Source organism: Frigoribacterium sp. ACAM 257 (assembly GCF_007954365.1).
GTDB lineage: Bacteria > Actinomycetota > Actinomycetes > Actinomycetales > Microbacteriaceae > Frigoribacterium.
Genome location: NZ_VOLO01000007.1, coordinates 33,601 through 59,088 on the forward strand (window position 1 = coordinate 33,601; position 25,488 = coordinate 59,088).

General features: G+C 74.8%; 20 protein-coding genes. 11 read left to right on the forward strand and 9 right to left on the reverse strand.

Features of this window, described 5'->3' with window-relative positions:
* Window positions 1–8: 8 nt before the first annotated feature.
* A complete protein-coding gene (locus ES689_RS14650; RefSeq protein WP_146906176.1) occupies window positions 9–962 on the reverse strand; it encodes a CPBP family intramembrane glutamic endopeptidase in 954 nt (317 codons plus the stop codon).
* A gap of 88 nt (window positions 963–1,050) precedes the next feature.
* Complete coding sequence (locus ES689_RS14655) at window positions 1,051–3,357, reverse strand: bifunctional UDP-sugar hydrolase/5'-nucleotidase (RefSeq protein ID WP_146906178.1); 2,307 nt, start codon at window positions 3,355–3,357, stop codon at window positions 1,051–1,053.
* A 212-nt stretch (window positions 3,358–3,569) separates the two neighbouring features.
* On the opposite strand from ES689_RS14655, the gene ES689_RS14660 reads away from it, so the two are divergent.
* Window positions 3,570–4,460 carry an EamA family transporter gene (locus ES689_RS14660; protein ID WP_146906180.1) on the forward strand — a complete coding sequence of 297 codons (891 nt, stop codon included), beginning with the start codon at window positions 3,570–3,572 and terminating at the stop codon, window positions 4,458–4,460.
* A gap of 72 nt (window positions 4,461–4,532) precedes the next feature.
* Here the strand turns inward: ES689_RS14660 and ES689_RS14665 are convergent, their stop codons facing one another.
* Window positions 4,533–5,024 carry a GNAT family N-acetyltransferase gene (locus ES689_RS14665; RefSeq protein WP_146906182.1) on the reverse strand — a complete coding sequence of 164 codons (492 nt, stop codon included), beginning with the start codon at window positions 5,022–5,024 and terminating at the stop codon, window positions 4,533–4,535.
* Window positions 5,025–5,115: 91 nt separating this feature from the next.
* Here ES689_RS14665 and ES689_RS14670 point away from each other — a divergent pair, with 91 nt between their 5' ends.
* From ES689_RS14670 to ES689_RS14680, 3 genes are all read left to right on the forward strand, one after another.
* The gene (locus ES689_RS14670; protein ID WP_223269633.1) at window positions 5,116–6,012 is read left to right on the forward strand and encodes a shikimate dehydrogenase; all 897 of its coding nucleotides are present in this window, start codon (window positions 5,116–5,118) and stop codon (window positions 6,010–6,012) included.
* Window position 6,013: 1 nt separating this feature from the next.
* Complete coding sequence (aroD, locus tag ES689_RS14675) at window positions 6,014–6,808, forward strand: type I 3-dehydroquinate dehydratase (RefSeq protein ID WP_146906186.1); 795 nt, start codon at window positions 6,014–6,016, stop codon at window positions 6,806–6,808.
* Window positions 6,809–7,101: 293 nt separating this feature from the next.
* Window positions 7,102–7,362 (forward strand): DUF6458 family protein, encoded by a 261-nt coding sequence (locus ES689_RS14680; RefSeq protein ID WP_123547128.1) that lies wholly within the window; start codon window positions 7,102–7,104, stop codon window positions 7,360–7,362.
* Window positions 7,363–7,522: 160 nt separating this feature from the next.
* On the opposite strand, the gene ES689_RS14685 is transcribed toward ES689_RS14680, so the two are convergent.
* Complete coding sequence (locus tag ES689_RS14685) at window positions 7,523–10,765, reverse strand: AAA family ATPase (protein WP_146906188.1); 3,243 nt, start codon at window positions 10,763–10,765, stop codon at window positions 7,523–7,525.
* Window positions 10,762–12,021, reverse strand: a complete 1,260-nt coding sequence (locus ES689_RS14690; RefSeq protein WP_146906190.1) for an exonuclease SbcCD subunit D — start codon at window positions 12,019–12,021, stop codon at window positions 10,762–10,764. The genes ES689_RS14685 and ES689_RS14690 overlap by 4 nt, the downstream gene beginning before the upstream one ends.
* Window positions 12,022–12,130: 109 nt before the next feature.
* Here ES689_RS14690 and ES689_RS14695 point away from each other — a divergent pair, with 109 nt between their 5' ends.
* From ES689_RS14695 to ES689_RS14705, 3 genes are all read left to right on the forward strand, one after another.
* Window positions 12,131–12,739 carry a hypothetical protein gene (locus tag ES689_RS14695; RefSeq protein WP_146906192.1) on the forward strand — a complete coding sequence of 203 codons (609 nt, stop codon included), beginning with the start codon at window positions 12,131–12,133 and terminating at the stop codon, window positions 12,737–12,739.
* Between the two features lie 105 nt (window positions 12,740–12,844).
* Window positions 12,845–14,020, forward strand: coding sequence for a M20/M25/M40 family metallo-hydrolase (locus ES689_RS14700; RefSeq protein ID WP_223269634.1), 1,176 nt, complete (start codon window positions 12,845–12,847; stop codon window positions 14,018–14,020).
* A 121-nt stretch (window positions 14,021–14,141) separates the two neighbouring features.
* Complete coding sequence (locus tag ES689_RS14705) at window positions 14,142–14,858, forward strand: hypothetical protein (RefSeq protein WP_146906194.1); 717 nt, start codon at window positions 14,142–14,144, stop codon at window positions 14,856–14,858.
* A 77-nt stretch (window positions 14,859–14,935) separates the two neighbouring features.
* Here ES689_RS14705 and ES689_RS14710 read toward each other — a convergent pair whose 3' ends face one another.
* The 3 genes from ES689_RS14710 to ES689_RS14720 all read right to left on the reverse strand — a co-directional run bounded on the left by ES689_RS14710 (window position 14,936) and on the right by ES689_RS14720 (window position 18,392).
* The gene (locus ES689_RS14710) at window positions 14,936–15,895 is read right to left on the reverse strand and encodes an acetamidase/formamidase family protein (protein WP_223269635.1); all 960 of its coding nucleotides are present in this window, start codon (window positions 15,893–15,895) and stop codon (window positions 14,936–14,938) included.
* Between the two features lie 8 nt (window positions 15,896–15,903).
* A complete protein-coding gene (locus tag ES689_RS14715) occupies window positions 15,904–17,349 on the reverse strand; it encodes an APC family permease (RefSeq protein ID WP_146906196.1) in 1,446 nt (481 codons plus the stop codon).
* Between the two features lie 125 nt (window positions 17,350–17,474).
* The gene (locus ES689_RS14720; protein WP_223269636.1) at window positions 17,475–18,392 is read right to left on the reverse strand and encodes a proline iminopeptidase-family hydrolase; all 918 of its coding nucleotides are present in this window, start codon (window positions 18,390–18,392) and stop codon (window positions 17,475–17,477) included.
* 94 nt (window positions 18,393–18,486) lie between these two features.
* Between ES689_RS14720 and ES689_RS14725 the strand changes: the two genes are divergently transcribed.
* A complete protein-coding gene (locus tag ES689_RS14725) occupies window positions 18,487–19,260 on the forward strand; it encodes a FadR/GntR family transcriptional regulator (protein ID WP_146906200.1) in 774 nt (257 codons plus the stop codon).
* A gap of 52 nt (window positions 19,261–19,312) precedes the next feature.
* Here the strand turns inward: ES689_RS14725 and ES689_RS14730 are convergent, their stop codons facing one another.
* On the reverse strand, window positions 19,313–20,362 hold the full coding sequence (locus tag ES689_RS14730; protein ID WP_146906202.1) for an LLM class flavin-dependent oxidoreductase: 1,050 nt from the start codon (window positions 20,360–20,362) through the stop codon (window positions 19,313–19,315).
* 212 nt (window positions 20,363–20,574) lie between these two features.
* Between ES689_RS14730 and ES689_RS14735 the strand changes: the two genes are divergently transcribed.
* The 3 genes from ES689_RS14735 to ES689_RS14745 are packed head-to-tail and all read left to right on the forward strand — an operon-like array spanning window position 20,575 to window position 25,380.
* Window positions 20,575–23,748, forward strand: coding sequence for an FtsX-like permease family protein (locus ES689_RS14735; protein WP_146906204.1), 3,174 nt, complete (start codon window positions 20,575–20,577; stop codon window positions 23,746–23,748).
* A complete protein-coding gene (locus tag ES689_RS14740) occupies window positions 23,745–24,617 on the forward strand; it encodes an ABC transporter ATP-binding protein (RefSeq protein ID WP_146906206.1) in 873 nt (290 codons plus the stop codon). The genes ES689_RS14735 and ES689_RS14740 overlap by 4 nt, the downstream gene beginning before the upstream one ends.
* Window positions 24,610–25,380 (forward strand): ATP-binding cassette domain-containing protein, encoded by a 771-nt coding sequence (locus tag ES689_RS14745; protein WP_146906208.1) that lies wholly within the window; start codon window positions 24,610–24,612, stop codon window positions 25,378–25,380. The genes ES689_RS14740 and ES689_RS14745 overlap by 8 nt, the downstream gene beginning before the upstream one ends.
* The last annotated feature ends 108 nt before the right edge of the window (window positions 25,381–25,488 follow it).

The following is a 25,488-nucleotide window of genomic DNA, read 5'->3' on the forward strand; positions in this document are numbered from 1 at the left end:
CGACAGGCTCAGCCGACCCGCGCCTCCTCGTGCACGGTGCCGGGATCGGGCAGCCCCGGGGAGGAACGACGCTCGCCCGACCTGCGGAAGGCCCGGGTCACGAGCCACATCCAGACCGGCGTGCAGACGACCGTCACGGCCAGGCCGAGCGGGCTGCCGTCGCTCGCCTCGGTCCCCGCGAACGGCGCGAGCAGCAGGAACAGCACGGTGTTGTTGAGCACGTGGCCGACGATCGCGGCCTCGAGCCCCCCGGTGCGCCAGGTGAGCCAGGCAGCCGCGACGCCGAAGACGGCGACGTCGAGCATCCCCCACGGGTTGTAGGCGTGCGACAGCGCGAACAGGGCCGTCGGCAGCACGATCGCGACCGCGGGCCAGACGATCCACGAGCCCAGCGCCTGCATCGCGAAGCCGCGGAAGACGTACTCCTCGGCGGAGGCCTGCAGCGGCACGAGCAGGAGGATCACCAGCGCCGACCAGACGATCGTCCCGGTCGGCGTCGTGACCGGCCCCGTGCCGATCGCCTGGCCCGTCAGCGGGGGCAGCACCAGGTAGCTCAGGCCGACGGTCAGCACCATCAGCACGAGGGCGGCGGGCAGGGTGCGGAGCATCCAGCGCCAGCGCAGGCGGCCGGTGACGCTCGAGAGCTGCCCGAGACGGCCGAGCCCCGCGAGCCTCGTCGCGAGCAGCGCGGCGGGCAGCAGCGTCGCGATGGACGCGAGCGTCGTCAGCAGGACGAGCGGCCGGGAGGCGTCCAGCGGGTCGTCCTGGACGCCCTGCGCCACCGTGGACGTCAGCTCCTGGCCGCCGACCGCCCGCAGGACGGCGAAGATGCCCAGCACGATCGCGTTGGCGAACACCCAGTAGAGGACGGCGCCGATCACCGCCGCGAGCAGCGGCCGCCACCACCGCCAGCGCGGCAGGGTGCGGAACAGCCGGTGGTACTCGACGGAGGCGGTGGTCACGCCCCCGAGGTTAACGCCGCCGGCCCGGTCGCACCTGTGCAGGTGCGACCGGGCCGGCGGGTGCCGCGAGCGACGTGCGGGATGCCGGTCAGTCGGCCGTCTCGACCAGCAGAGCACGACGGCGACGGAGGCGCGTGGCCGTGAGCACGCCGGCCCCGGCGAACATCAGCGCGAGTGCCGCGAGGAGGCCCGTCGTGGCCGTGTCCGAGCCGGTGAAGGCCAGGTCGCCCGCGGCGGCGGGGCGCGGAGTCGAGCCCGCGCCGTTGCCGGCGCCCGGGGCTGCGCCCGCACCGGTGCCCGGGGTGCCGGGCGTGGTCGGGTCGGTCGGGGCCGGGTCGGTCGGGGTCGGGTCGGTCGGGGTCGGGTCGACGACCACGGGGGCCGCTGCCGCCGCGAACACGATCGGCAGGTCGACCTCGGTGCCGGTGCCGGCGACCGCGATCCGGAGCGAGCGCGTGACCGGTCCGGCCGTCGGGGCGGTGATGCCCTCGGGCACGGTGACGGTCAGGGCGGCGCGGCCCTGCTCGTCGGCCGCGTCGAGGACGGTGACGTCGACGGGCGCCGACGCGAGCTCGACGCCGTCGAGCGAGGCCGTGACCGAGACCGGCCCGTCCGACCCGAGCTGGCTGAGCACCAGCGACGACAAGCTCATCGACACGGTGTCGCCTGCCTCGAAGCCGCCCGCGGGTGCGGGAGCGACGCCGGAGACCCCGACGGACCGCGACGCGAAGTCGGGCGACGACGGCTCGGTCTGGGCATCGAAGTACTCGAGCTGGCTCTGCAGGTCGACCTTGCCGCTGTCCGCGTGCGCACGCCCGTTCGCGAAGGCCGTGAAGCCGTCGCCGCCGGTGGCGAGGAACGAGTTGACGGTCACCTTGTAGACGACCGCGTCGTTGATCGCGGCGCCCTCGAGGAACACGTCCCCGATGCGCGAGCCCGTGTCGGCCGTCGGGTCGTACGTGTACGTGAGGCCTGCGGAGGTGCCCAGCTTCAAGGTGGTGCTGCGGGTCGCCGTGGGCCACTGCTGCTCAAGTGCCTGGCGGATCTCCGCGCCGGTCATGTCGACGACGACGAGGGTGTTGGCGAATGGCTGCACGGCCGCGGCCGCCTCGTACGTGACGGCGCCGTCCGGCGCGACGTAGGACAGGTCCTCACGGAGCCCGCCGGGGTTCATCAGGGCGAGCTGGGCGCCGTTCGCGGTCGTCGCGGAGAGCTGCACGTCGGCGACGAAGTTGCCCAGGGTCGACTCCCCCGCGCGGTTGGCGACGGGGATGCCGGACGAGTCGAGGAGGGAGTCGTAGGCACGGTCGAAGGAATCGCCGACGGAGCCGATGACTTCCTGGCCGCGGTCGCGTGCGACCGCCACGGCCGCGTCCACGATCGCCTCGACGACGGGGTCGGGGTCGTAGGCGTCGTAGAGCGGGATGAGCTCGCTCGAGGCGATGGTCACCTTGTCGCGGAAGGTGGCCGCTTCAGGGTCGACGCTCATGGTGACCCGGGCCAGGTTGGTGCCGTAGCTGCCGGTCTGGACCACGGCTCGCGGCGCCTTGCCGTCGGACGGCTGCACGAGGTAGTCGTAGCCCTGGTGCGTGTGGCCGGAGAAGATGGCGGACACGTCGCCGGAGACACCTCTGGCGATCGCCCCGAAGGCGTTGTCGCCGGAGACGGCTGCCTCCGTGCCGGTCTCAGCGCCCTCGTGGAGGAGCAGGACGATGGCGTCCGCCTCGTCCGCCTCGACGATCTGTCGAGCCGTGTCGTTGACGGACTTCACGATCGGCGCGAAGGAGAGGCCCTCGATGCCGCCCGGGCTGACGAGGGTGGGCATCGACTCGGTCAGGGCCCCGATGAAGGCGACCCGAACGCCGCCGATGGTCTCGACCTCGTAGGGCCGGTAGGCGTTGGTCCCGTCGGCCTTCATGATGTTGGCGTTGACGTAGTCGAACTCGCTGTTCGTCCGCACGCGGCCGTTGAAGTCGAGCTGCCCCTTGTCGAACTCGTGGTTGCCCGGGGTGCTCACGTCGAGGCCCATGGCGTTCAGGGCGTCGAGCGTCGGCTCGTCGTCCTGGATGAACGAGGTGAACGTCGAGGCGCCGATGTTGTCGCCGGCAGAGACGAAGAGAGTGTTCGCGTTCTCCGCCTCGACCGCCTTGACGGCGCTCGACAGGACTGCGGCCCCGGCGATGGATGCACGAGAGCCGGGTGCGTCGGCCTCGATGCGGCCGTGGAAGTCGTTGATGCCGACGATGTCGATCGTCGCAGGAGCAGCCTGGGCGGCCGGGGCCGCGACGAGCACGCCGAGCCCCATCGTGGTGACGGCGACGAGCGAGAGGGCGGCGCGGCGACGTCGCCCGCCCCCGTTCTCGCGCTGAGGTGAGGCAGTGGGGCGGGGGCGCATGACGAGTGTGTCTCCTGGTGGGCTGCGAGGTGGAGGGGCCGGATCGGCCCCGACGGCCTGCCCCCCGGTCGAGGGGCGGCCCCCACGACCATAAGATCCAGCTGGGAGTCCGACAAGGCCTCCCGCGGCTTCGTCATCCGTTGTTAACGCGACGACCGTCTCGCGAGACGACAGCTGTCGTCCTGGCCCGCCCCGCACCTCCTGGAGTCGCCGTGATCGCCGCCGTCCTCGGCCTGCTGGCCGCCGCCTCCTACGGCTCGGCCGACTTCCTGGGCGGGCTCGCCGCGCGACGCCTCGCCCCGCTGCGGGTCACCGCGATCGCCGCCGCGAGCGGACTGGTGCTGCTCGCCCTGCTGCTGCTCGTCGTTCCCGGCACGGCCTCGACGTCCGCGGTCGGCTGGGGCCTGCTCAGCGGCGTCGCGGGCGCCGTGGCCCTCGCGCTGCTCTACGCGTGCCTCGCGCTCGGGCCGATGAGCATCCTCTCGCCGCTGACCGCGGTCGTCTCGGCCGTCGTGCCGGTGGCCGTGGGGCTGGCCCAGGGCTCCCGGCTGGGAGGGGCGGGCTGGGCCGGCATCGCGCTCGCCCTCGTCGCGGTGGTGCTGGTCGGATTCGTCCCCGACCCTGCCGCACCGCGACCGAGCGCACGGGGGCTGCTGATGGCGCTCGGCGCGGGCGCGGGGATCGGGCTGGTGCTGGTGTTCCTCGACCGGACGCCCGACGACTCCGGGCTCGTGCCCCTCGTCGCCAACCGAGCGACGAACCTGGTGCTGACGGGCGGGACGGTGCTGGTGCTGCTGGTCGTCGCCCGGGCCCGGACGCGGCGGCGAGCGCGAGCGCACCCGCAGGACGGCCCGCACCTGCTGCCCCTGCGTCGCGCCCTCGGGCTGGCCGTCGCCTGCGGCGTCGCCGACAGCGGGGCGAACGTGCTCATCCTCGTGGGGCTGCGGGTCGGGGACCTCACCGTGATGAGCGTGCTGACCGCCCTCTACTCGGCGGCGACGGTGGTGCTCGCGGCCGTCGTGCTGCGCGAGCGGCTGACCCGGTCGCAGGTCGGCGGGCTCGTGCTCGCCCTCGGCGCGGCGGCCTTGCTGGCGCTCGACTGAGCGATGCCGCGCGGCGGCTGCTCGGCGTCTGCGCGCCGGCCGCTCGGGCCTGCCGCTCGCCGGGGGCGCGGGTCAGTCGGCGATCAGGCGCTTGCCGTACACGGCGACGTCGTCCGGCTCGTAGCCGAGGCCGCCCCACGTGGCCGCGGCCGCGTCGTTGCCGGAGCGCACCATCAGCATCACCTTCGGGCAGCCGGCCTCCGTGAGGAGACGCTCGGCCTCGGCGACGATCTGCCGAGCGCGGCCGCCGCCGCGGTGCCCTGGCGCGACGGCGACGTACCAGAGCCAGCCGCGGTGGCCGTCGTGACCGGCCATCGCGGTCGCGACCAGCACCTCCTCGGTGCTGCCGCCGTCGGTGCCGTCGCTCGCGCCGTCGCCGTCGCCGTCGCCTTCCGCGGCGCGCGGCTCGACGAGCTCGGTGCCGACGAGGAACAGCTCGGGCTGCACCGCCAGCTTGCGCTCGATGTCGCGGTGGGGGTCGTTCCACGGGCGAGTGAGGCCGCACTCGTGCCAGAGGGCGACGACGGGCTCGGTGTCGGCAGGGTCGAAGGCGCGGATCTGCATCCGACGATGCTGGCACGGACGGGAGCAGGGTCGCCCCAGCGGCCCCGGGCATACTGTGTCGCGTCCGTCCGCCGTCCGAGAGGTGCCCGATTTGTCCGCTGCTCCCCGCCGCCTGGCCGTGCTCGGCTCCCCGATCGCCCACTCCCTGTCGCCTGCCCTGCACCGCGCGGCCTACGCCCAGCTGGGGCTCGACTGGCACTACGACCGTGCCGAGGTCGCCTCGGGCGAGCTCGGGCAGTTCCTCGACCAGGCTGGCTCAGGCACCGCCGCCCGCCCCTGGCGCGGCCTCAGCCTCACGATGCCCCTGAAGCGCGAGGTCCTGCCCCTGCTCGACACGGTGTCGCCGCTCGCGGCCTCGCTCGGCGTCGCGAACACCGTCGTCATCGACGACGACGGTCGCCGCCACGGCCACAACACCGACGTCGACGGCATCGTCCGCTCGGTCGAGTCGCACCACGACGCGCGCCCCGCGAGCGCGACGATCCTCGGCGGCGGGGCCACCGCCTCCTCGGCGATGTGGGCTGCGTGGCAGCTCGGCGCCCGTTCGTTCTCGGTGCACCTGCGGAACCCGATGCGCGCCGGCGAGCTGACCTCGCTCGCCAGCGAGCTGGGCTGCGACATCAGCGTCGCGCCCCTGACCGAGCTCGGCACGCTGGCCCCGCTCGACTTCGTCATCAGCACCCTGCCCGGCGGGGTCGCCGACGCGCTGCCGCTGCGTCCCCGGAGCGCGTCGTCCGTCCTGTTCGACGTCGCCTACGAGCCGTGGCCCACCCGCATCGCGTCGACCTGGGCAGCCGACGGCGGGATCGCGTTCAGCGGCCTCGACATGCTCGTCGAGCAGGCGGTGTCGCAGGTGCGCCTCTTCACGGGACTCCCGCAGGAGGTGCCGCTCGACGACGAGGACCGCGTGCGTTCGGCGATGCGCGCGGCCGTCGGCCTGGCGACGCGGTCGACGAGCACGCCGCCGGCGACCTCCGCGGTGGCCTGACGTGCGCCCGACGCCCCAGCCCGCGACGCTGCGGTCGCTCGTGCTCGGCGACGGCAGGCCCGCGGTGTGCGTGCCCCTCGTCGGCCGGACCGCCTCGGCGCTCGGCGGGGCTGCCGGCTCCCTGACCCGCGCCTCCTACGACCTCGTCGAGCTGCGCGTCGACCACCTCACCGCTGTCGACGACGCCGAGAAGGTCCGTGAGGCGGTCGCGGCCGTCAGGGCGGCGCTGCCCGACGACGTGCCCGTGCTCTTCACCTTCCGCACCAAGCAGGAGGGCGGCGACCGCGACATCACGCCCGAGGAGTACGGCGACCTGCTCACGCGGACGATCCGCGACGGCGTCGTCGACGCGGTCGACGTCGAGATGTTCACCCAGCCCGACGTCCGGGAGGCGGTGGTCGAGACCGCGCACCACGCGGGCGTCGTCGTCGTCATGTCGTCGCACGACTTCGCGGCCACGCCGTCGCGGGCCGAGATCCTGTCGCGCCTGCTGCAGCAGCAGGAGCACGGGGCCGACGTCGTCAAGCTCGCGGCGATGCCGTCGAGCCCGGCCGACGTGCTCACCCTGCTCGCGGCGACGGACGACTTCCGGTCGGGCCCGGGGCTCGTGCCGGCGGTCACCATGTCGATGGGACCGCTCGGGGCGGCGTCGCGACTCGTCGGGGAGACCTTCGGGTCGTGCCTGACCTTCGCCGCGGCGACGGCCGACGGCGTGAGCGCCCCCGGACAGCTCGACGCGTCGGGCGTGCACGCGGCGCTGGACCTGCTGCACGGAGCGGCGACCACCGGGTCCTGACCGCCTGCCGTGCCGCCGGAGGATCTGTCACGGTCAGGGCTCCGACGGACCCGGCCCTGTGTCCCACACCGGGAAACACGAGCGACGGGCGTCGCTGAACAGGGACTCCAGGGCCGGGGATCCGCCGAAGTGAGTCGAGGATAGCGCGAGGAGCAGGCCTGGCGGGAGGACTTGCGCAACGGACGTCGTCGCAGTACCGGGCACCTGCCCGAAGAAGGGGTGACGCGGGAGGCGCGGTGTCGGTACCGTGGCCCACCGCGGTGGACACTCCCCCGCTCGACGAAGGAGACACCATGAGCATCGGCGGCGGAATCGCCTTGATCGTGATCGGCGCGATCCTCGCGTACGCCCTGGACTTCCAGGTCGCGGGCATCGACATCATGCTGATCGGCTACATCCTCATCGCGGCGGGCGTGCTCGTGACGATCCTCGGCATCGTCTTCGCGACGCGTCGTCGTCGCACGGTCACCGAGGCGCGCACGGCGGTCGACCCGGCCAGCGGCGAGCAGGTCACGCGTCGCTCGACGCAGGACGGCGGCGGCCCGGTCGTCTGACCGCCCCTGCCGACACGCGCCCTCCCCGGGCCGACGCACGACGTCGGGCGGGTTCGTCGCAGACGGGCGCTCATGAGCGCCCGGTCTCGACGGACCCGCCCGTCGTCGTGTGCCCGGTGCGGGCTCCGGCGCAGCCGGGCGAGGGCGCGGACGCGTGCACCTAGGAGCCGACGGTGGTGCGCAGCACGGACGAGCCGTCGGGCTGCCGTCGCACCTCGATGCGGTCGGCGATCCGCTGCTTGAGCTCGTCGACGTGGCTGACGATGCCGATCACCCGTCCCGTCTCGGACAGCCGCCCGAGCTCGGTCATCACCGCGTCGAGCGTCTCGGGGTCGAGCGAGCCGAAGCCCTCGTCGACGAACAGGGTGCCGAGCTCGAGCCCGCCTGCCTCGGCCTGCACGACGTCGGCCAGCCCCAGCGCCAGGCTCAGCGACGCGTAGAAGGTCTCGCCGCCCGAGAAGCTCGCGGGGTCGCGCGTGGTGTCCGTCGCGTGGTCGCGGATGGCGAGGGCGAGGCCGACCCGGCGCGACCGTGACCGCTGCTCGCGCTCGTCGGACGCCTCCAGCGCGTACCGGCCGCTCGACATGACGCTGAGCCGGGCGTTGGCGGCGGCGACCACGTCGTCGAACCGCCGCAGCAGCACGTAGGTGCCGAGGGTCACGCCCTTGACGTTGACGGAGCCGGTCGCGCTCGCGAGGTCGGCCATCCTCACGACGGCGCGGGCCTCGTCGGCGACCTCGGCACCGGCCCGCTGTGCTCGTCGCAGATCGTCGAGGGCCGCGGCCGACGCGGTCGACCGAGCGGCACGCCGGGCAGCCAGGTCCGATGCCGTCCCGAGGGCGGCCTCGGCCGCCTCCAGCGCCTCGACGACGGTGTCGACATCGGCCTCCTCGTCGCCGGACAGATCGGCGACCTCGGGCTCGGCGAGCCCCGAGGCGACGACCGCGAGATCGGCCTCGTGGCGGCCGACCCGGGCACGCAGCGCGTCGCGCTCGGTCGCCGGCAGGACGGCTCGTGCCGCGGCGGCCGCGTCGTCGAAGCCCGACTCAGCGAGGGCCGCGTCCAGCTCGGCCGCACGCTGGGCCCGCGCGTCGACCGAGGCCCCGTGCGCGTCGACAGCCCGCAGGAGGCGCTCGACGACCTCGGCACGGGCCCGACGCTCGGCGACGATGCCGGCGACGGACTCGCCTGCCCCCGCCAGCGCGGCCGCGACCACGGCCGCGTCGTCGTCGAGTCGCCGCTGCTCGCCGATGAGGCGCTCGGCCAGGGTCGCGTGCTCGGTCAGGACCGCGGCGAGCGCCGACCGCCGACGCTCGGTGTCGGCGTCGAACGCGGCGAGCGCGCGCTCGGCCGCCGCGAGGAACTGCTCGGCGGCCACGGCCTCGCGCACGAGGAGACGCGCGGCGTCGACGACCGTCCGGGCCGCGTCGGCCTCGAGGCCGCCGAGTTCGGCACGGGCGTCGTCGCGTCGGGCCTCGGCGACGGAGGCGAGCTCAGCCGCGCGGCGCTGCTCGCCCTGCGCCGACCGGGCACGGGCGGAGGCGCGCTCGACGTCGTCGTCGCTCGGGTGCTCGGCTGTGAGGGCGGCCGGGGCAGGGTGCTCGAGGGAGCCGCAGACCGGGCAGGGCTCGCCCGCCGAGAGCGTCGTCGCGAGCTGGCCCGCGATCCCGGCGATCTGGCGGAGCCGCAGGGCGGACTCGGCCTCGACGGCCGAGACCGCGTCGCGACTGGCGGACGTCAGTGCGGCAGCGGCCTGCTCGGCGTCCTGGTCGAGGACCACGACACGATCGAGGGCGGCTGCCTGCTGCTCGGCGGTCGTCAGCGCCTGCTCGGCGGCGGGGCGGCCACCTGCTCGCCGCGCGGCGTCGTCGCGCTCGGCCACGAGCGCCTCTCGGGCCGCGGGTCGACCGGTGAGCTCGGCGTCGGCGGCGCCACGGGCCTCGTCGAGTGCTGACAGCCGGGCGTGGGTCGACTCGACGGCGGCTCGGCGGGCCGGCAGCGCGGCCTCGACCTTGGCCGTCTCGGCGAGCAAGGCCAGCTCGGAACGGAGGCGGTCGCGCTCGGCGGCCAGCTCGGCCGCGTCAGGGGCGGGCGTGGGATCGGGGTCCGCATCGCGCGCCGGGTCGACCTCGGACGCCGGGTCGGGGTCGACCTCGGGCGCCGGGTCGGGGTCGACCTCGGGCGCCGGGTCGGGGTCGAGATCGGGGTCGGCAGCGGCGGCAACCCCGGCTGCCGAGGCCGCCCGCGCTGCCCGCGCGAGTTCGTCCGCCGTCGCGCGGACCGCCTCCTCGGCTCGGGCTGCCCCTCGGGCTGCCCCTGTGACGAGATCGGCCCGGGCGGCGGCGTCCAGGCGCTCACGCGCCTCGCCGACGGCCGGCTCGGCAGCCTCGAGCTCGGCCGCGCGGACGAGCAGAGCGGCTCGGCGGTCGAGCGCCTGCCTGAGCCGGCGTCGTGACTCGAGGTCGGACCTCAGCTCGTCACGACGGACAGCCCGTGAGTCACGCTCGGACTGCGCCGTGGCCGCTGCCACGGCGAGGTCGGCCAGCACCGCGTCCGGGTCGGCGGCGGGCCCGGCGTCCAGCCGCTCGGCGAGGCCGCGGACGATGCCGACGGGGGCGGGCTTCTCGGAGGACGATGCCCCGTCGCCCGGGGCGGCGTCGCCGACGACCTCGGAGTCGCCGGCTGAAGGCTCGTGGCGGGCGCCGACGAGCTCGTCGTCGCTGCCGACCCCGGCGGCCTCGCGCAGACGTGCCCAGCCGAGCTCGACGGCGTGGTCGGCGGCGGCGACCTCGGTGTTCGCCGAGCGCCGCGCCTCGACGAGCTGCGCCGTCGTCGCCTCGTAGACCTCGGTGCCGAAGAGCGACTGGAGCATCGTGCGACGCTCCTCGCCCGTCGAGCGGAGGAACGCCGCGAACTCGCCCTGCGGCAGCACGACCGTCTGCACGAACTGCTGTCGGGTCAGGCCGAGGATGCGGCCGATCTCGCCCCCGACCTCCTGGGTGCTGGTCGACACCGGCTCGCCGGCCGTCGCGTCCGGCGCAGTGAGACGCACGAGGGTCGCGGTCGCGTTCGCCGGGGTCGTGCCCGTGCCGCTCTTCTTCGGCCGCCGCCAGGCCGGGGTGCGCCGCACCCGGTGGATGCCCGCGGCCGTCTCGAAGACGAGCTCGACGAACGGCTCGACCTCGGGAGCCGCGTGGTGGCTGCGCAGCCGGTCGCGACTCGCGCCCTCGCCGGCGAGCGACCCGTAGAGCGCGAAGACGATCGCGTCGATCACCGTCGACTTGCCCGCGCCCGTGGGGCCCTCGAGCAGGAAGGTGCCGGACGCCCCCAGCTCGGCGAAGTCGACGGTGTGCTCGCCCGCGTAGGGGCCGATGGCGCGGAGGGTGAGGCGGTGCAGGTTCACGCGGACTCCTCGGCACGGCGGGCGGACTCGTAGGCGTGCCGCACGGCCGCGAGCTCGGCCTCGGTCGGCAGGGCGCCCGAGGCGAAGGCGACGAAGTCGGCGGCCACCTCGAGCGGGTCGGTCTCGGCGGTCACGAGGCGCAGCGCAGGGGCGTCGACCGCGCCGACGGGCTCGTGCAGCACGACGAGAGCGTGCGGGAAATGCGCCTTGACCCGGCTGTAGAGACGTTCGGGGTGGACCGGATCGGTGACGTGCACGCGCAGCCACGCGTCGCGCAGGCCGTCGTGCCGGCCGTCGAGCAGGTGCTCCAGCGTGTCGGTCACCTCCGCGAGCCTGCGCGGGACGGGAGCGGGGACGAGCTCGACCGTCACGCCTCCGTCGCGGTCGATGTCGACGAGGGCGGTCGACTTGGCGTGGCCGAGCTCGCCGAACGAGAAGGCCACGGGCGAGCCCGAGTACCGGATCACGGGCCGCTCGCCCCGGGACGCCCCGATGCGCTGCGCACCGTGCAGGTGGCCGAGCGCGACGTAGTCGACGCCGGCGAGCACGGCCGAGGGGACCGAGTCGACCCCGCCGACGCGGATGTCGCGCTCGCTCTCGCTGGCCTCGCCTCCGCTGACGAACGCGTGGGCGACGACGACCGAGCGGGTGCCGGGACGCGAGGCGAGGTCGGCCCGCACCTTGCCCATCGCGGCCGCGACGACGGCTTCGTGCGACCTCGGCAACGGCGGGCGCTCGGCGTCGGGGCCGGCGTCGGCACTGGGGCCCTCGTCGGCACTGGGGCCCGCGTCGGCGCTGGGGCCCGCATCGCCGCCGGCGGCCGCACCGGCACCGGGCGCCAACGTGTGCCGGACCGTGTCCGGGTCGAGGTAGGGCAGCCCGTAGAACGCGACGGGCCCGTGCTCGTCGTCGACCACGACCGGCTGGTCGAGGGCCTCGACCGAGGCGAGCACGTGCAGCCCCGCCCGCATCAGCTCGGCCGCGAAGCCGAGCCGCACCGCGCTGTCGTGGTTGCCCGGGGTCACGATCACGACCGCGTGCTCGCTGAGGCGCCGCAGGGCCGAGCCGAGGAGGCGGACGCTCGGCACCGAGGGGACGGCCCGGTCGTACACGTCGCCCGCCACCACGACGACGTCGACGTCGCGCTCGGCCACGAGCTCGACCAGGTGGTCGACGAACGCCGCCTGGTGCTCGAGCAGGTCGACCCCGTGCAGGGTGCGCCCGAGGTGCCAGTCGCTGGTGTGCAGGATGCGCACGGTCGCCTCTCGTCGTGATCGGTGTGGTGGTGTCGTCCCTGTCAGGTCGCCGTCACTGTATCGGCGGCCGCCGACACCGCCTGCGCGAGCGTCACGTAGCCTCGAGGGCATGTCCGACGACGCCGGCACCTGGGTCGAGTTCGCCGACGCCCCGAAGCAGCGCGCGTTCCTCCGGGTGATGCGGACTGCGCTGCCGATCATGGTGCTCGTCGGCACGGCGAGCGCCTTCTTCTCGAAGTCGGGCGAGTCGCCGTTCCAGACCTGGGGCCTGATCACGGTGCCGATCTGGTTCGTCGGCTGGAGCACCGCGGCCGCCATCACCTGGAACGTCGTGCTGCGCCTCTCGCGGCCGTTCGCCGTCGACGTCACGGGGCGCCGCCTCCGGATCCGCGGCCGGGTGCTCGCGTTCGAGCAGGTCGACTCGGCCGAGCTCGTGCCCCTGTCGAACGACGACGCGTCGGGGCTGCTGCTGAGGTTCGGGCAGAAGAGGGGACGCAAGGCGTCCGTCCTGCTGCGGGACCGCGCCGAGCACGTGCTCGACGACGAGCGGCGTGAGCTGCTGCTCGCCGTCGTCCGCGGCTCGCGCATCGCCCGGCCGGTCAGCCCGCACGACCCGACCGGCGCGTTCGGCCGGTACAACTTCCCCGGGACGCTCGACCGCGAGGGCGCCGAGCAGGTCGTGCTGCAGCCGCCGGCACCGGGCGAGCACGCGCCCTGAGACGGGACCGGCGGGCGGTGACGACCCGCGCCTCCTACCCTGGGGGTGCGTCCTCCTGGCGAGCGACGTCGGCGTCCGCGCCGCCACTCCCCCGGAGGCACCCCCGTGACAGACCTCGACATCACCGCCCTGCGCGAGCGCATCGAGCAGCGGCGCGAGGCGATGGTCGCCGACCTGGTCAGCTACGCGTCGCTCGAGACGCCGTCGGACGACGTCGACCTGCTCGCCCGCGGCCTCGAGTGGATCGAGCACTGGCTCGGCCGCACCGTCGGGCCGCCCGCCGAACGACGCGTGCACGTCGTCGAGGGCTTCGGCGACACCGTCACCCTCGAGTACCCGTCGCCCGGCGGCTCGACCGAGTGGGTGTCTGCCCTCTGCCACTACGACACCGTCTGGTCCGAGGGCACCCTCGCCGAGTGGCCGGTCACGATCGACGGCGACCACATGACAGGCCCCGGCGTCTTCGACATGAAGTCGGGCCTGATCCAGCTCGGGCACGCGATGGCCGCCTCCGACGCCCTCGGGCTGCCCCGACCCGGCGTCCGCCTCCTGCTCAACGGCGACGAGGAGATCGGCAGCCTCGCGTCGCGTCCCGCCATCGAGGCCGAGGTCTCCCGAGGAGGCGCGGTGCTCGTCTTCGAGTCCGCTGCCGAGGGCGCCGTCAAGACCGCCCGCAAGGGCGTGGGCATCTTCGAGGTCGAGACGTTCGGCGTCGAGGTGCACGCCGGGCTTCACCCGCGCTCGGGCGCGAGCGCCGTCGACGAGATGGCCCGGATCATCCTGCAGCTGCACGGCGCCGCCGACATCGACGCGGGCACCTCGCTCAACGTCGGCATCGTGCAGGGCGGCACCCGCACCAACGTGCGCGCCGGCCACGCCCGCGCCTCGGTCGACGTGCGCGTCACCTCGGCCGACGAGGTCGCGCGGGTCGAGGCGGTCTTCGCCGCCCTCGCGCCGCACGACCCGCTGGCACGGGTCGAGGTCACCGGCGGCTGGAACCGACCGCCGATGGAGCGCACGGAGGCGACGGCCGCGCTCTACGGACGCGCCGCCGCCGTGGCCGACTCGCTCGGCTTCGAGCTGCGCGAGGTCTCGGTGGGCGGTGCCAGCGACGGCAACTTCGCCGCGGCGCTCGGCTGCGCGGTGCTCGACGGCGTCGGCGGGGTCGGCGGCGGGGCGCACGCGCGCCACGAGTGGATCAGCCTCGGCGGCATGGTCGAGCGCACGGAGTTCGTGGCGGCGTTGTTCGTCGAGCTGGCGCAGGGCTCACCGGCGGCGTGACCTGATCGTGACCGGGCAGGCGGCCGCGTCATCCTCCGGGAGGACGGTCCGCCTCCTCGTGCTCGCTACCGTGAGCGCAGGGGCCCGCACCGACGGGCGCACGGGCAGGCAGGGGAACGACATGACACGACGACGCAGCACCACGCTGGGGGTCACGGCTCTCGTGGCCGCCACGCTGATCGGCCTCACGGGCTGTGCGGGAGGCGCCGCCGGCGACGACGTGACGGCGGAGCCGACCGAGACCGTGACCGTCCCGGCACCCACGACGACGCCGGGCACGACCCCGTCACCCACGGCAGAGCCGACGGGCCCGACGGACACGGCCGAGCCGACCGAGACGGCGGTCGCCGCTCCCCTCGTGACCATCCCTGCCGACTGCACGCAGATCGTCGACCAGGCCACGGCCGCGGCCACCTTCGGCAGCACCCCGCTCAACCCGGCGGAGTTCCCCCGTCGCGACGGCACCGCCCGCGGCGCCCGGACGGCCTCCGTCCCTGCGGCCGGAGCCCAGCCCTTCCAGATCGTGGACGCCGCGGCGGAGCTCGACTGCCTGTGGCGCGACCCCGCTGCCGACATCACCGGCATCGGCGTGGTCCTCGGGCGCCTCGACCAGCCGACCGCCGCCTCCCTGCTCGACCAGGTCTCGGCCGCGGGCGCCACCTGCCAGGAGGCGCACGGCGGCCAGCTCTGCCAGCAGCCGTTGACGAACACCGAGCCCTACGACGTCGAGGCCGCCGCGACGTGGTTCGTGCGGGGCGACCTCTACATCGCCGTCGAGCAGTTCAACGTGCCGACGAACGACCTGATCGGCTCGATCCTCGCCCACCTCGAGAGCTGACCCGCGCGGCTCCGGCGATGCGGCCGCGGTTCTCGCGGAGAACCGCGTTCCGAGCGGGTGCCCGCTCGCGAGACGCGCTACAGCACGCTCTTCGGCACGCGGTGCAGCGTCACCGCGCCGACCGCCGCGAACGGGTGCAGCGGGTCCGGGGCGACCGACCCCGTCGGCCCGCCCAGCCGGGAGTGCCCGACCGCGCTGAGCACGGCGTAGGCGTCGCCCCGCGACCAGCCGTGGTCGTCCACCAAGAACGAGAACGCGTCCTCGTACCCCCGCCGCACGCTCTCCTGCACGGGATCGCCGAGGCCGACGAAGATCCAGTCGTCGGCCGTCTCGATCCGCGGCGCCCGCAGCGCGAGGCCCTTCACGAGGTCGACCGACACGACCGCGGTGCCCTGCGCCTCGATCGCCACGAACGACGACTCGCCCTCGGCCATGATCGCGTGCACGTCGCCGATCGACAGGTACGCTCCCTCGACCATGACGGGCAGGAAGACGGTCGAGCCGATCGTGTTCTCGGTGACGTCCATGTTGCCGCCCTGCGGGTACGCGGGCATGATCGTCGAGTTCTCGCCCTCGGCGGGCGCGGTGCCCATGCAGCCGATCATCGGCCGTGCCGCGAAGGTGTGCCGCGACGTCACGTGCACCCCGTCGGCGTCGATCGGCACTCGCCGGGTGAACATCTCGTCGCCCATCACGTGCTGCAGCGCGCCAGAGCCGGGCAGGCTGACCGACCAGCCGTGGTCGACGAGGCGGATGTCGTGCACCGTCACCGCGAGGGCGTCGCCGGGCATCGCGCCCTCGACGAAGACCGGGCCGGTGACCGGGTTGATCGGCACCGACAACTGCGCGAGGTCGTGGTGGTCGTGCAGCTCGGCGTAGACCGCGTCGCTCGTCTCGAAGCCGATCGTCTCGCCGGTGCCCGGTGTGATCCGCAGCACGGGCGAGGCCGCGGCGCTGAAGCCCGGGCGACCGAGCTCGTTGCCGAGGAAGTGGTCGATGCCGTCGCGCGAGCCGGTCACGCCGCGTGGGGCAGTCACGCCGCCGCTCACGCGTCGTGCCGCTCGGAGTCGGCGGCCGGGGTGGACGCGACCGCAGCGTCGTCGGCGCCCTGTCCCAGGGTCGGGGCGGCGCCTCCTCGGCTGCGGTAGTACAGGAACACCCCGGCGCCGAGCACGAGCCAGACGAGCCCGCCGATCTTCGCCTCGGGCGCCGCGTTCACCAGCACGTAGCCGATGATCAGGAACCCGATCACGGGCACGACGAGGTGCAGCAGCCAGTTGCGCGACTTCTTCTTCACGACGTAGTGCACGACGACCGAGACGTGCAGCAGCATGAAGCCGAACAGCGCGCCGAAGTTCACCAGCGACGCGATCAGGTTGATCTGGCCCACGAAGAACAGCACGAGCACGGCCGACAGCGCCGACACGACGAGGATGGCGGCCTGCGGCACCTTGCGCGTGTTGATCTTCGACAGGAACGCCGGCAGCTGCTTGTCGCGGCTCATCGAGAAGAGGAGGCGCGAGGTCGCGGCCTGCGCCGCCATCGCGTTGGCGATGCCCACCGCGAGCACGTTCACGACGAAGAACGCCGTCGCCCAGCCGCTGTTCGACGCGGCCCTGACCAGGTCGAAGAACGCGTTGCCGGCCTCGCCCTCGGGGAACGAGTCCCGGCCCCCCGCGAGCGCGCTAGCCAGCCAGGTCTGCAGGACGAAGCAGAACGCCACGATGAACAGGGCGATGATCATCGCCTTGCCCGCGCCTCCTCGCTTGCCGGTGCTCTCCTCCGACAGCGTCGAGATGCCGTCGAAGCCCAGGAAGCTCAGCACCGCGATCGACAGCGCCGAGGCGATCAGGGGCGCGGTGACCTTGCTGGAGTCCCAGATCGGGTCGGTCGTGAACTCGGCGCCGGGGATGGTGCCGTTGTTGAGCGCGATCACGGCGATGATGACGAAGATCGCGATGAACACGACCTCGATCGCGAGGAACACCCGGTTCATCATCTTGATCGAGCTGATGCCGAGCAGGTTCACCGCGGTGTTGATCGCGACGAAGATGAGCGCCCACATCCAGCGGGCGCTGCCCGGGAAGATGCCGATCATCGACTCGGCCGCGAACACGTAGAGCAGCGTCGGTACGAGCAGGTAGTCGAGCAGGATCGCCCAGCCGGCGAAGAACCCGGCGATCGGGTGGATGCCGCGGCCGACGTACGAGAAGACCGAGCCGGCGAGCGGGATCGACTTCGCCATCTGCGCGTAGGCGAGCGCCGTGAAGATCATCGCGATGAGGCCCACGAGGTAGACCAGCGGCACCATGCCCGACGACGCGTTGTAGACGGTGCCGAAGATCGCCCACGGCGCGATGGGCACCATGAAGATCAGGCCGTAGATGAGCAGGTCGACGGTCGAGACCGACCGCTTCAGCTCCTGCTTGTAGCCGTACTGCTCGAGCTGCTGCTGGTTGCTCAGCTCGGGTGACGCGGTCTTCTCGGACATGGTGTCTCTTCTCGGGTCGAGGCGGGTGAACGACGAGGAGGTGCGGTGGGGGTGGGACGGAGGAGGTGCGGGAGGCGCGGGTCGCGTCGGTTCAGGGAGCGCGACCCGCGCCGGTCAGGAGGGAGTCAGGCGCTCTGCGGTGCGACGTCGTGCTCGCTCAGGAACCCCGCGACGACGCGGCGGAACTCCTCGGGCTGCTCGAGGTGGCTGCAGTGGCTGGCGCCGGCGAAGACGTGCGAGCGGACGTCGGCGATGCCGTCGACGAAGGGCTGCCAGGTGGCAGGTGTCGCCTCGTCGTGCTCGCCGGCCACGACCAGGGTCGGCGCGGACACGCGCGGCAGCCGGTCGACGATGCTCCAGTCGCGCATCGTGCCGATGACGTGGAACTCGTTCGGCCCGTTCATCGTGTGGTAGACCGTCGGCTCGGCCTCCATCTGCTCCTCGCTGTCGACGAAGTCCTGGGGCATCGGGACCACTCGGCAGACGTGGCGCTCGTAGAAGACCTGCGTCGCGGCGAGGTACTCGGGGTCGGTGGTGGTGCCGGCGTCCTCGTGACGCTGCAGCGCCTCCTGCGTGTCGGCCGGCAGCTGGGCCCGCAGCTCGGCCGCGCCCTCGACCCAGAGCTGCATCGAGGCGGGCGAGTTGCAGATCGCGAGGCTGGTGAGCCCGGCTGGCTGGCGCACCGCGATCTCGGCGCCGAGCATGCCGCCCCACGACTGGCCGAGCACGTGGAACCGCGCGAGGCCGAGGTGCGCCACGACGGCGTCGAACTCGGCGACGAAGAGCGCCGGGGTCCAGGTCTCGACGGGGGCGCCGGGCCGGTGGCTGCTGCGGCCGCAGCCGAACTGGTCGTAGTGCACGACCGTGCGGCCGGTCTCGTCGGCGAGCGCCACGAGGTTCCGCAGGTAGTCGTGCGCCATCCCGGGGCCGCCGTGCAGCACGACGAGGGGCAGGGCGCCCGCGCGCGGCTCGTCGGGCGTGGTCACCTGGAGCCAGGTGTGGCCGTCACGGAAGGGGAGGACGTCGGCGGTGCTCGTGGACATGCGTGAGAGCATGCACCCGGAAAGGTCTCGTGCCAAGACCTTTGTTCGTGACTTAACGTGGACGTAACAACGGACGCAGGCAGGGGCGGGACGGATGACGACGAGCGAGACGACCGCCTCCGGCGCCCTCGACGCTCCCCTCGAGCCGACCACGCGCGCCGACGACATCACCGACCGCCTGGTCACCGCGATCGCGACCGGCGAGTACCTGCCCGGCCAGCGCCTCCCCGCCGAGCGCGAGCTCGCGACCTCGCTGCGCGTCGGGCGCATGACCGTGCGGCAGGCTCTCGCGCGGCTCGTCGAGCAGGGGCTGATCGAGACGCAGCGCGGGCGCGGCGGCGGCTCGTTCGTGCTCGCGCAGGACTCCCGCCCCGAGCAGGACGCCCGATCGACGTCCGCCGTCGCGCGGCGCACGCTCGCGGCCCGCTGGTCGGACCTCAGCGACACGAGCGCCGCCATCGGACGCCTGCACGGCACCGTCGCGGAGGCGGCCGCCGAGAACCGCACCGACGCCGACGTCGTCCTGCTCCGCGAGCGGCTCGAGGCCTACCGCGCCGCCGACTCGGGGCTCGCGTCGCAGAAGGCCGACGAGCTGCTGCACGTGGCCATCGCCGAGGCCGCCCACAACGCCGTGCTGCGCGACGTCCTGCTCGAGCTGGAGGCGCGGGTCAGCATCGCCGCGCCGGCCCACCCCTGGGGAGGGCCGGACGGCATGCGCGCGATGGAGCTGCGCGCGCTCGCCGAGCACGAGGCGATCGTCGACGCGATCAGCGCCGGGCGTGCGCGCGAGGCGGCGTCGCTGGCCCGGGCGCACGTCGGCATCGACCTGGAGCTGCTCGAGCGCGTGGTGCGCGGCGGCGGCGCCTGAGGTCTTCTCTTCCACCTCGAACCGCGTTCCTGCGCGGCCGTGGCCGCGGGCGTCAGGGCGCCGACGCCGGCGCCGGCGCAGGGGCAGGGGCAGGCGCCCAGCCGAGCTCGGGCCCGAGGTGCTCGGCGAGGTCCGTGAGGATCTGCGCGTAGTCGTCCGGCTCGAGGGCGAAGGGCAGCGCGAAGGCGACCTCGTCGACCGCCTGGTAGGCCGGGTCGGCGTGCAGGGCGTCGGCGATCTCGGCCGAGGTGCCGACCAGGTCGGCGGCGAAGAGCAGCTGCCCGGGGCCCTGCGGCACGCCGACTCGTCCGGCGCGTGACTCGGCGTACGCGGCGTAGCGGGCCCGCTGCTCTGGGGTCGCCGAGTCGGTCGGCACGACGACGAGGCCCTGCGAGACCCTGGCGGAGGCGCCGGCCGGGTGGGCGTCGCGGTACGCGTCGATCTGGGCGCGCTGGTTCACGGCGAAGTCGGTGCCCTGCTCGGCCTTCGTCACGCTCGACGCCAGCAGGTGGAACCCATGCTCGCCGGCCCAGACCGCCGACCGAGTGCTGCCTACGCCGCACCAGAGCCGGTCGACGAGCCCCGGGCTGTGCGGCTGGACGACGTCGCTGAACTCCTCGATGCCGCGGCGGCCCGGCGAGCTGCTGACAACGTCGCCGCGGACGAGGTCGCGGAGGCGCAGGAGGCGGTCGGGACCGAGGTCCTCCTGGTCGAGGGTGTCCGGGTAGATCGCGTCGCGGTAGAGGTCGAAGTTCATCGGCGTGCCCGTCGAGAAGCCGGGGTTGAGGCGGCCGCCGAGCAGCACGTCGACGGTGCCCAGGTCCTCGGCGAGGCGGAACGGGTTCTCGGCGCCGATCGGCGTGACGGCGGTGCCGAGCTCGATGCGGCTGGTGCGCTGCGACGCGGCGGCCATGATCGCGACGGGCGACGAGATGCCGGGCTGCAGGTGCCGGTGCCGCAGCCACGCGCTGTCGAGGCCGAGCTGCTCGCCGCGCTCGATGACGCGCAGCGTGTCCTCGTGGCCGCCGGCCGGCGACGCGGAGTCGAACGACCCGATCGTGAGGAAGCCGAGGCGCTGCAGGGGGAAACCGTGTTCGGGCATGACCCGAGTCTCGCAGGGGCGGCTGCGCCGCGCGCGTCGTCACGCCGGCGTCGTGGGACGAGGCAGGCGTGGGCCCACGCCTGTCCCGTCCCACGACGCCTGCCTCGCGCAGCGACGGGGCGCCGACGCGGCCACCGCGCCCGGGAACGTGCAGCCGCGGCACCGTTCGGCGGTAGTGTCTGCTCGTCCGCGACCGCACGAGGAGGTGCCCGGTGGCTCGACCTGCCTGGGTCACGAGCGTGCGCCGCCGTCCCGCGGGCGCCGCCTCCCTCGTCGTGCTCTCGGCCCTCGCCGTGCTGATCTCGGTGCTGGCGCCGATGCTGCTCCGGGCCGTCCAGCAGCAGGGCCTCGCCGAGGCGACCGCCCTGTCGCGGGTCGACGACCTGAGCCTCGTCGTCGTGTCCGACCTCTACGGCGACTCGACCCTCGTGGGCATGTCGAACGGCCGCGACGTCGTCGAGTCGGTCGACGCGGGCCCGGTGTGGCGCGCCCCCGTGGTGGCCGCGGAGTCGGCCGCCGACGTGCTCTGGACGTCGGCGAGCGACGCGGACGTGACGGGCGGCGCCCGCGTGTCGAGCCTCCTCCGCGACGACTGCGGCGACACCGTGCTCGACGAGGGCACGTGCCCCGTCGGGAGCGACCAGGTGATGGTGTCGTCCGCCGTCGAGGGCGTGGCCGTCGGCGACGTCCTGACGGTCGTCACGGACGGCGACCAGGTCGAGCTGACCGTCAGCGGGCGCTACGACCCGACGCGGGACGACGGCCGGTTCTTCGCCGCCCCCTCCCGCGCCGTGCGGGTCGACGTCCCGAGCGCCGACGACCTCGTGGTGACGTCGGACGGCTTCGACGCCTTGCTGCTGAACGCCAAGGTCTACGCCGCCCTCGTCCCGTCGCGGCCGCTCGCCCTCGACGACGTGGCCCGGGTCCGTGCCGACGCCGCCGCCCTCGAGGTGGCGACCCTCGGCACGGACGGCGCCGCCGCCCGTGCCAGCCTGCGCACCGGCCTCACCGGCGTGCTCGGCCAGGTCGACCGGCAGGCCGACGCGGCCGCCGTCATCGCCGCGGCCACGGCGCTGCAGGCCCTCGCGCTCGCCTGGTTCGCAGTCGCGCTCGTCGTGCAGCGCCTCGCGCGCGTCCGCGCGGCCGAGTGGGGCCTCGCGCGGCTGCGCGGCCTGACGCGCAGCCGCTGGCTCGCCACGGTCTTCACCGAGCCCGCCCTGGCCGTCGCGCTCGGCGCGGTGCTCGGGGCGCTGGCCGGCTGGGGCTCGGCCGCCGTCGCGGCCCGGACCTGGCTGGGCGACGCCGTGCGCGTCGAGCCGACCAGCCCGCTCGTGGTGGGCGCCGCCTCCCTGGCACTCATGGGGTCGCTCGTCGCGCTCGGCGTGGCGAGCCTGCGCTCGGCGCGGGTGCCCCTCGACCAGCTGCTCGGCGGGTCGGCCGACCCGAGACGGCTCGGTCGGCTCGGCGTCGTCGTGCAGGCCGGCCTCGCGCTCGTCACCGTCACCGTGCTCGGCGCGCTCGTCACGCAGGGCGAGGCCACCGGCCCGGGCGTCGCGCTGCTCGCGCCCAGCCTCGTCGCCGTGCTCGTCGGCGTCGGCGCCCTCCGGCTCGTCGCCCTGCTCGCCGGCCGCTCGGCCCGACGACCGCCTCGCTCGCTCGGCGCTCTGCTCGTCACGCGACGGCTCGGCCGGACGCCGTCGGTGCTCACCGCGGCCGTGCTCGTCTGCCTCGGCGTGGCGGTGACGGGGTGGGCGAGCCAGGTCGCCGTGACGGCCGACCGCCTGCAGGTCGACCGGGCCCGCGCCTCCGTGGGGGCCTCCAGCGTGCTGAGCGTCGGCGTCCGTGACGACGTGGACTTCGTCGGCGCGGTGCGCGCCGCGGATCCCGACGGCGACCGGGCGATGGCCGTCGACGTGCTCCGCCGCGGGCAGGGCGTCGGCCGCATCGTCGCCGTCGACACGGAGCGCCTCGGCGCGGTGTCCGCCTGGTCGGCCGGCTGGAGCTCCGCCGGCACCCCGGGGCGCCTGGCCGAGCTGCTCGCCCCGCCGGTCGGCGACTCGTTCGTGCTGACCGGCTCGAGCCTCTCGCTCGACGTCGCCGACGTGACGACGATCGCGCCGCAGGGGCTCACCGTCGAGGGGTTCCCGACCGACCTCGCCGACGTGTCGCTCCGCGTGGTGGTGCAGGCGGCCGACGGCTGGCACACGGTCGACCTCGGCGACCCCCGCGACGGCACCCTGACGAGCGTGCCCGGCCGGTTCCCGTGCGAGGCCGGCTGCCGGGTCGTCTGGCTCGGCGTCACCAGCTCGCGCGCGACCACCCCGACCTTCGGCGTCGCCCTCACCGTGACCGGCATCTCGACCGACCAGGAGGCGGCGGCCGACACCGCCGACTGGCTCGCCCCCGACCGGTGGCGCGACCGCGTCGGAGAGGCCGTCGACCCCACCCGCCCGGCGACGACCGCGATCGCCGACGCGGTCGACCGGGGCGGCGCAGTGCCCGGGCTGGCGTTGTCGTTCCTCGACCAGCAGGGCGGCAACACGGCGTCGATCGCGCCGCTCGACGCGCCCGAGCCGCTGTCGGTCGTCGTCGCCGACGGCACCGCGACGACCCCGTTCGCCGGGGTGGAGGGCGGCCTCGTCGGCGTCGCCCCCGACCTGACGTCGCGCGTGCTGGCCCAGGTCGGCCACGCCCGGATCCTGCCGCGCATCGGCGGCGAGGGGATCCTCGTCGACCTCCCGCTGCTCGACCGGGTCAGCGATCCCGGCGCGTCCGAGGCCGAGCACGAGGTGTGGCTCGCGCCGATGACGAGCGCCGAGGAGGCGCGGGTCGTCTCGGCCCTGTCCGACCAGGGCGTCGAGGTCGTCGGCACCAGGACCCTGCAGGAGGTGACGGCCGGGTACCGGCACGCGTCGCCGACCCGCGCCTCCTCGTTGGCCCTCGTGGTGGGAGCCGCCGCCCTGCTGCTGACGCTCGCCGCGACCGTGGCCGCGCGCGTCGTCTCGGCGCCGTCGCGGCGGGGCGACCGGGCGGCGCTCGAGTCGGCCGGGGTGCCCCGACGACGGCTGCGGCGAGCCGCGAGCCTCGAGGTGTTCCTGCCTCCCGCGGTCGGCACGGTGCTCGGCGGGGCGGCCGGGCTGGTCGCGTACCTGCTGACCGTGTCGCGGCTGCCGCTCGTCGTGGGCTCGGGGCGCGTGCCGCCGCCCGACCTCGTGCCGTCGTGGGGGCCGCTCGTGCTGCTGGTCGTCGGGACGCTCGCGCTGCTCGCGGGCGTGGCCGGGGTCGCGGGGCGCGTCGAGCTCGGCGGGAGCGGACCGGTCGGGCCTGAGCGCAGCGGGCCCGAGCACAGCGGGCCCGAGCTCGGCGACGAGGAGGAGCCTCGATGAACGACGACCTCGCCCTGCTCTGCCGCGGGCTCGTGCACGTGTACCGCGAGGCGGGCACCGACGTCGCCGCCCTGCGCGGCGTCGACCTCGTCGTGCCCGCCGGGCAGCGCGTCGCTGTGCTCGGCCCGTCGGGCTCGGGCAAGTCGACGCTGCTCTCGATCGTCGCGGGGGTCACGCGACCGTCGGCCGGCCGGGCCGAGGTGTTCGGCACCGACCTCGCGACCGCGCGACCCGGCACGGTCAGCCGCCTGCGCCGCGGGACGCTCGGGCTGATGATGCAGGGAGCGCCGGCCAACCTCCTCCTGCACGACGACGCCGTCGGCAACGTCGCCTGGGCCGTGGGCAGCCGCGAGCGGGACGACCTCCGCGTCGGCCGTCGCGTGCTGCGCGCCGCCGGGCTCGTGGGCGACCGGCGGCCGGTCGGCCTGCTGACGCCGACCGAGCAACAGGTCGTCGCGCTGGCCGTGGCGCTGGCTCCGCGCCCGCGCCTCCTGCTCGCCGACGAGCCCACGAGCCGGCTCGGGCCGGAGGCGCGCGACGCCCTGCTCGACCTGCTCGTCGAGACGACGTCGGAGGCGGGCACGGCCGTGCTCGTCGTCACCCACGACGACGCGGTCGCGGCGCGGATGCAGCGCATGGTGCACCTCCGCGACGGGCGCGTCGGCGAGGAGGCCACCGCGGAGGGGCGCTGGTCGGTCGTCGGCACCGACGGCTCGCTGCAGCTGCCGCAGGCCCTGCGGGCCGACTGGTCGGACGGGGCGCTCGTCTCGGTCGAGGAGGTGGCGCCCGGCGAGCTGCGCGTGCGCCGGGTCGACGAGGCGGACGGCAGGTCGGGCGGAAGGACGACGGGAGGCGCGGGGCATGAGTGAGCGCGATGCGGGCGCGGGCGCGGGGCCGTCGGAGCAAGCGGGGCAGCCGGAGCAAGTGGGGCAGCCGGTACGGCGGCGACTCGAGGCCGAGGAGGCGCGGGTCGGCTCCCCCGCGCTGAGTCTCGTCGGGCTGGTCGTGCGTCGTCCGGACGGCTCGCCCTCGGCCCCGGTCGAGCTCGTCCTCGCCCGGGGCGAGGCCGCCGTGCTGCTCGGCGACCCCGACGGGGTGCCCTCGGCGGTGCTGCGCGTGGTCGCCGGGCTGGAACGGCCGCTCGCCGGGCAGGTGCTCCTCGGGGGCGGGGACGGGGACGGCGCGGGTGCCGTCGACGGCAGCGGCAGCCATGGGGGCCGCGCCGGCCGCCCCGACGTCGGCCTCGTGACGCGTCAGCACGAGCTGCTCGGCTCGCTCACCGCGGCGGAGAACGTCGCCCTGCCGCTCCTCGCCCGCACGCCCGGGGCGCTCGCCTCGTGGACCGACGTCGAGCGGCTGCTCGACGGCCTCGGCGTCCCCGAGGCCAGCTGGCACAACCTGCTCGAGCAGCTCTCGGGCGGGCAGCAGCAGCGGGTCGCCGTCGCGCGCGCCCTCGTGGGGCGGCCCGCGGTCCTCTGCCTCGACGACCCCACGAGCGAGCTGGACCCGGGCAGCGCGGCGGTCGTGTGGGACGTCGTCGACGCCGCCCGCCGCGACGGAGCCGCCGTGCTCAGCGCGGGCTCGCCCGACGGCGTCGAGCGCGGGGGCGTCGCCCTGCTCAGCGTGCGCTGACCTGGCCGCCCGGCGCGCACCTCCTGCGCCCGCCCGCCGCGCACCCGCGCCCGCCGCCCGCACACCCGCACACCCCCGACCGTGCAGCACACCCCTGACTTCGAGGGT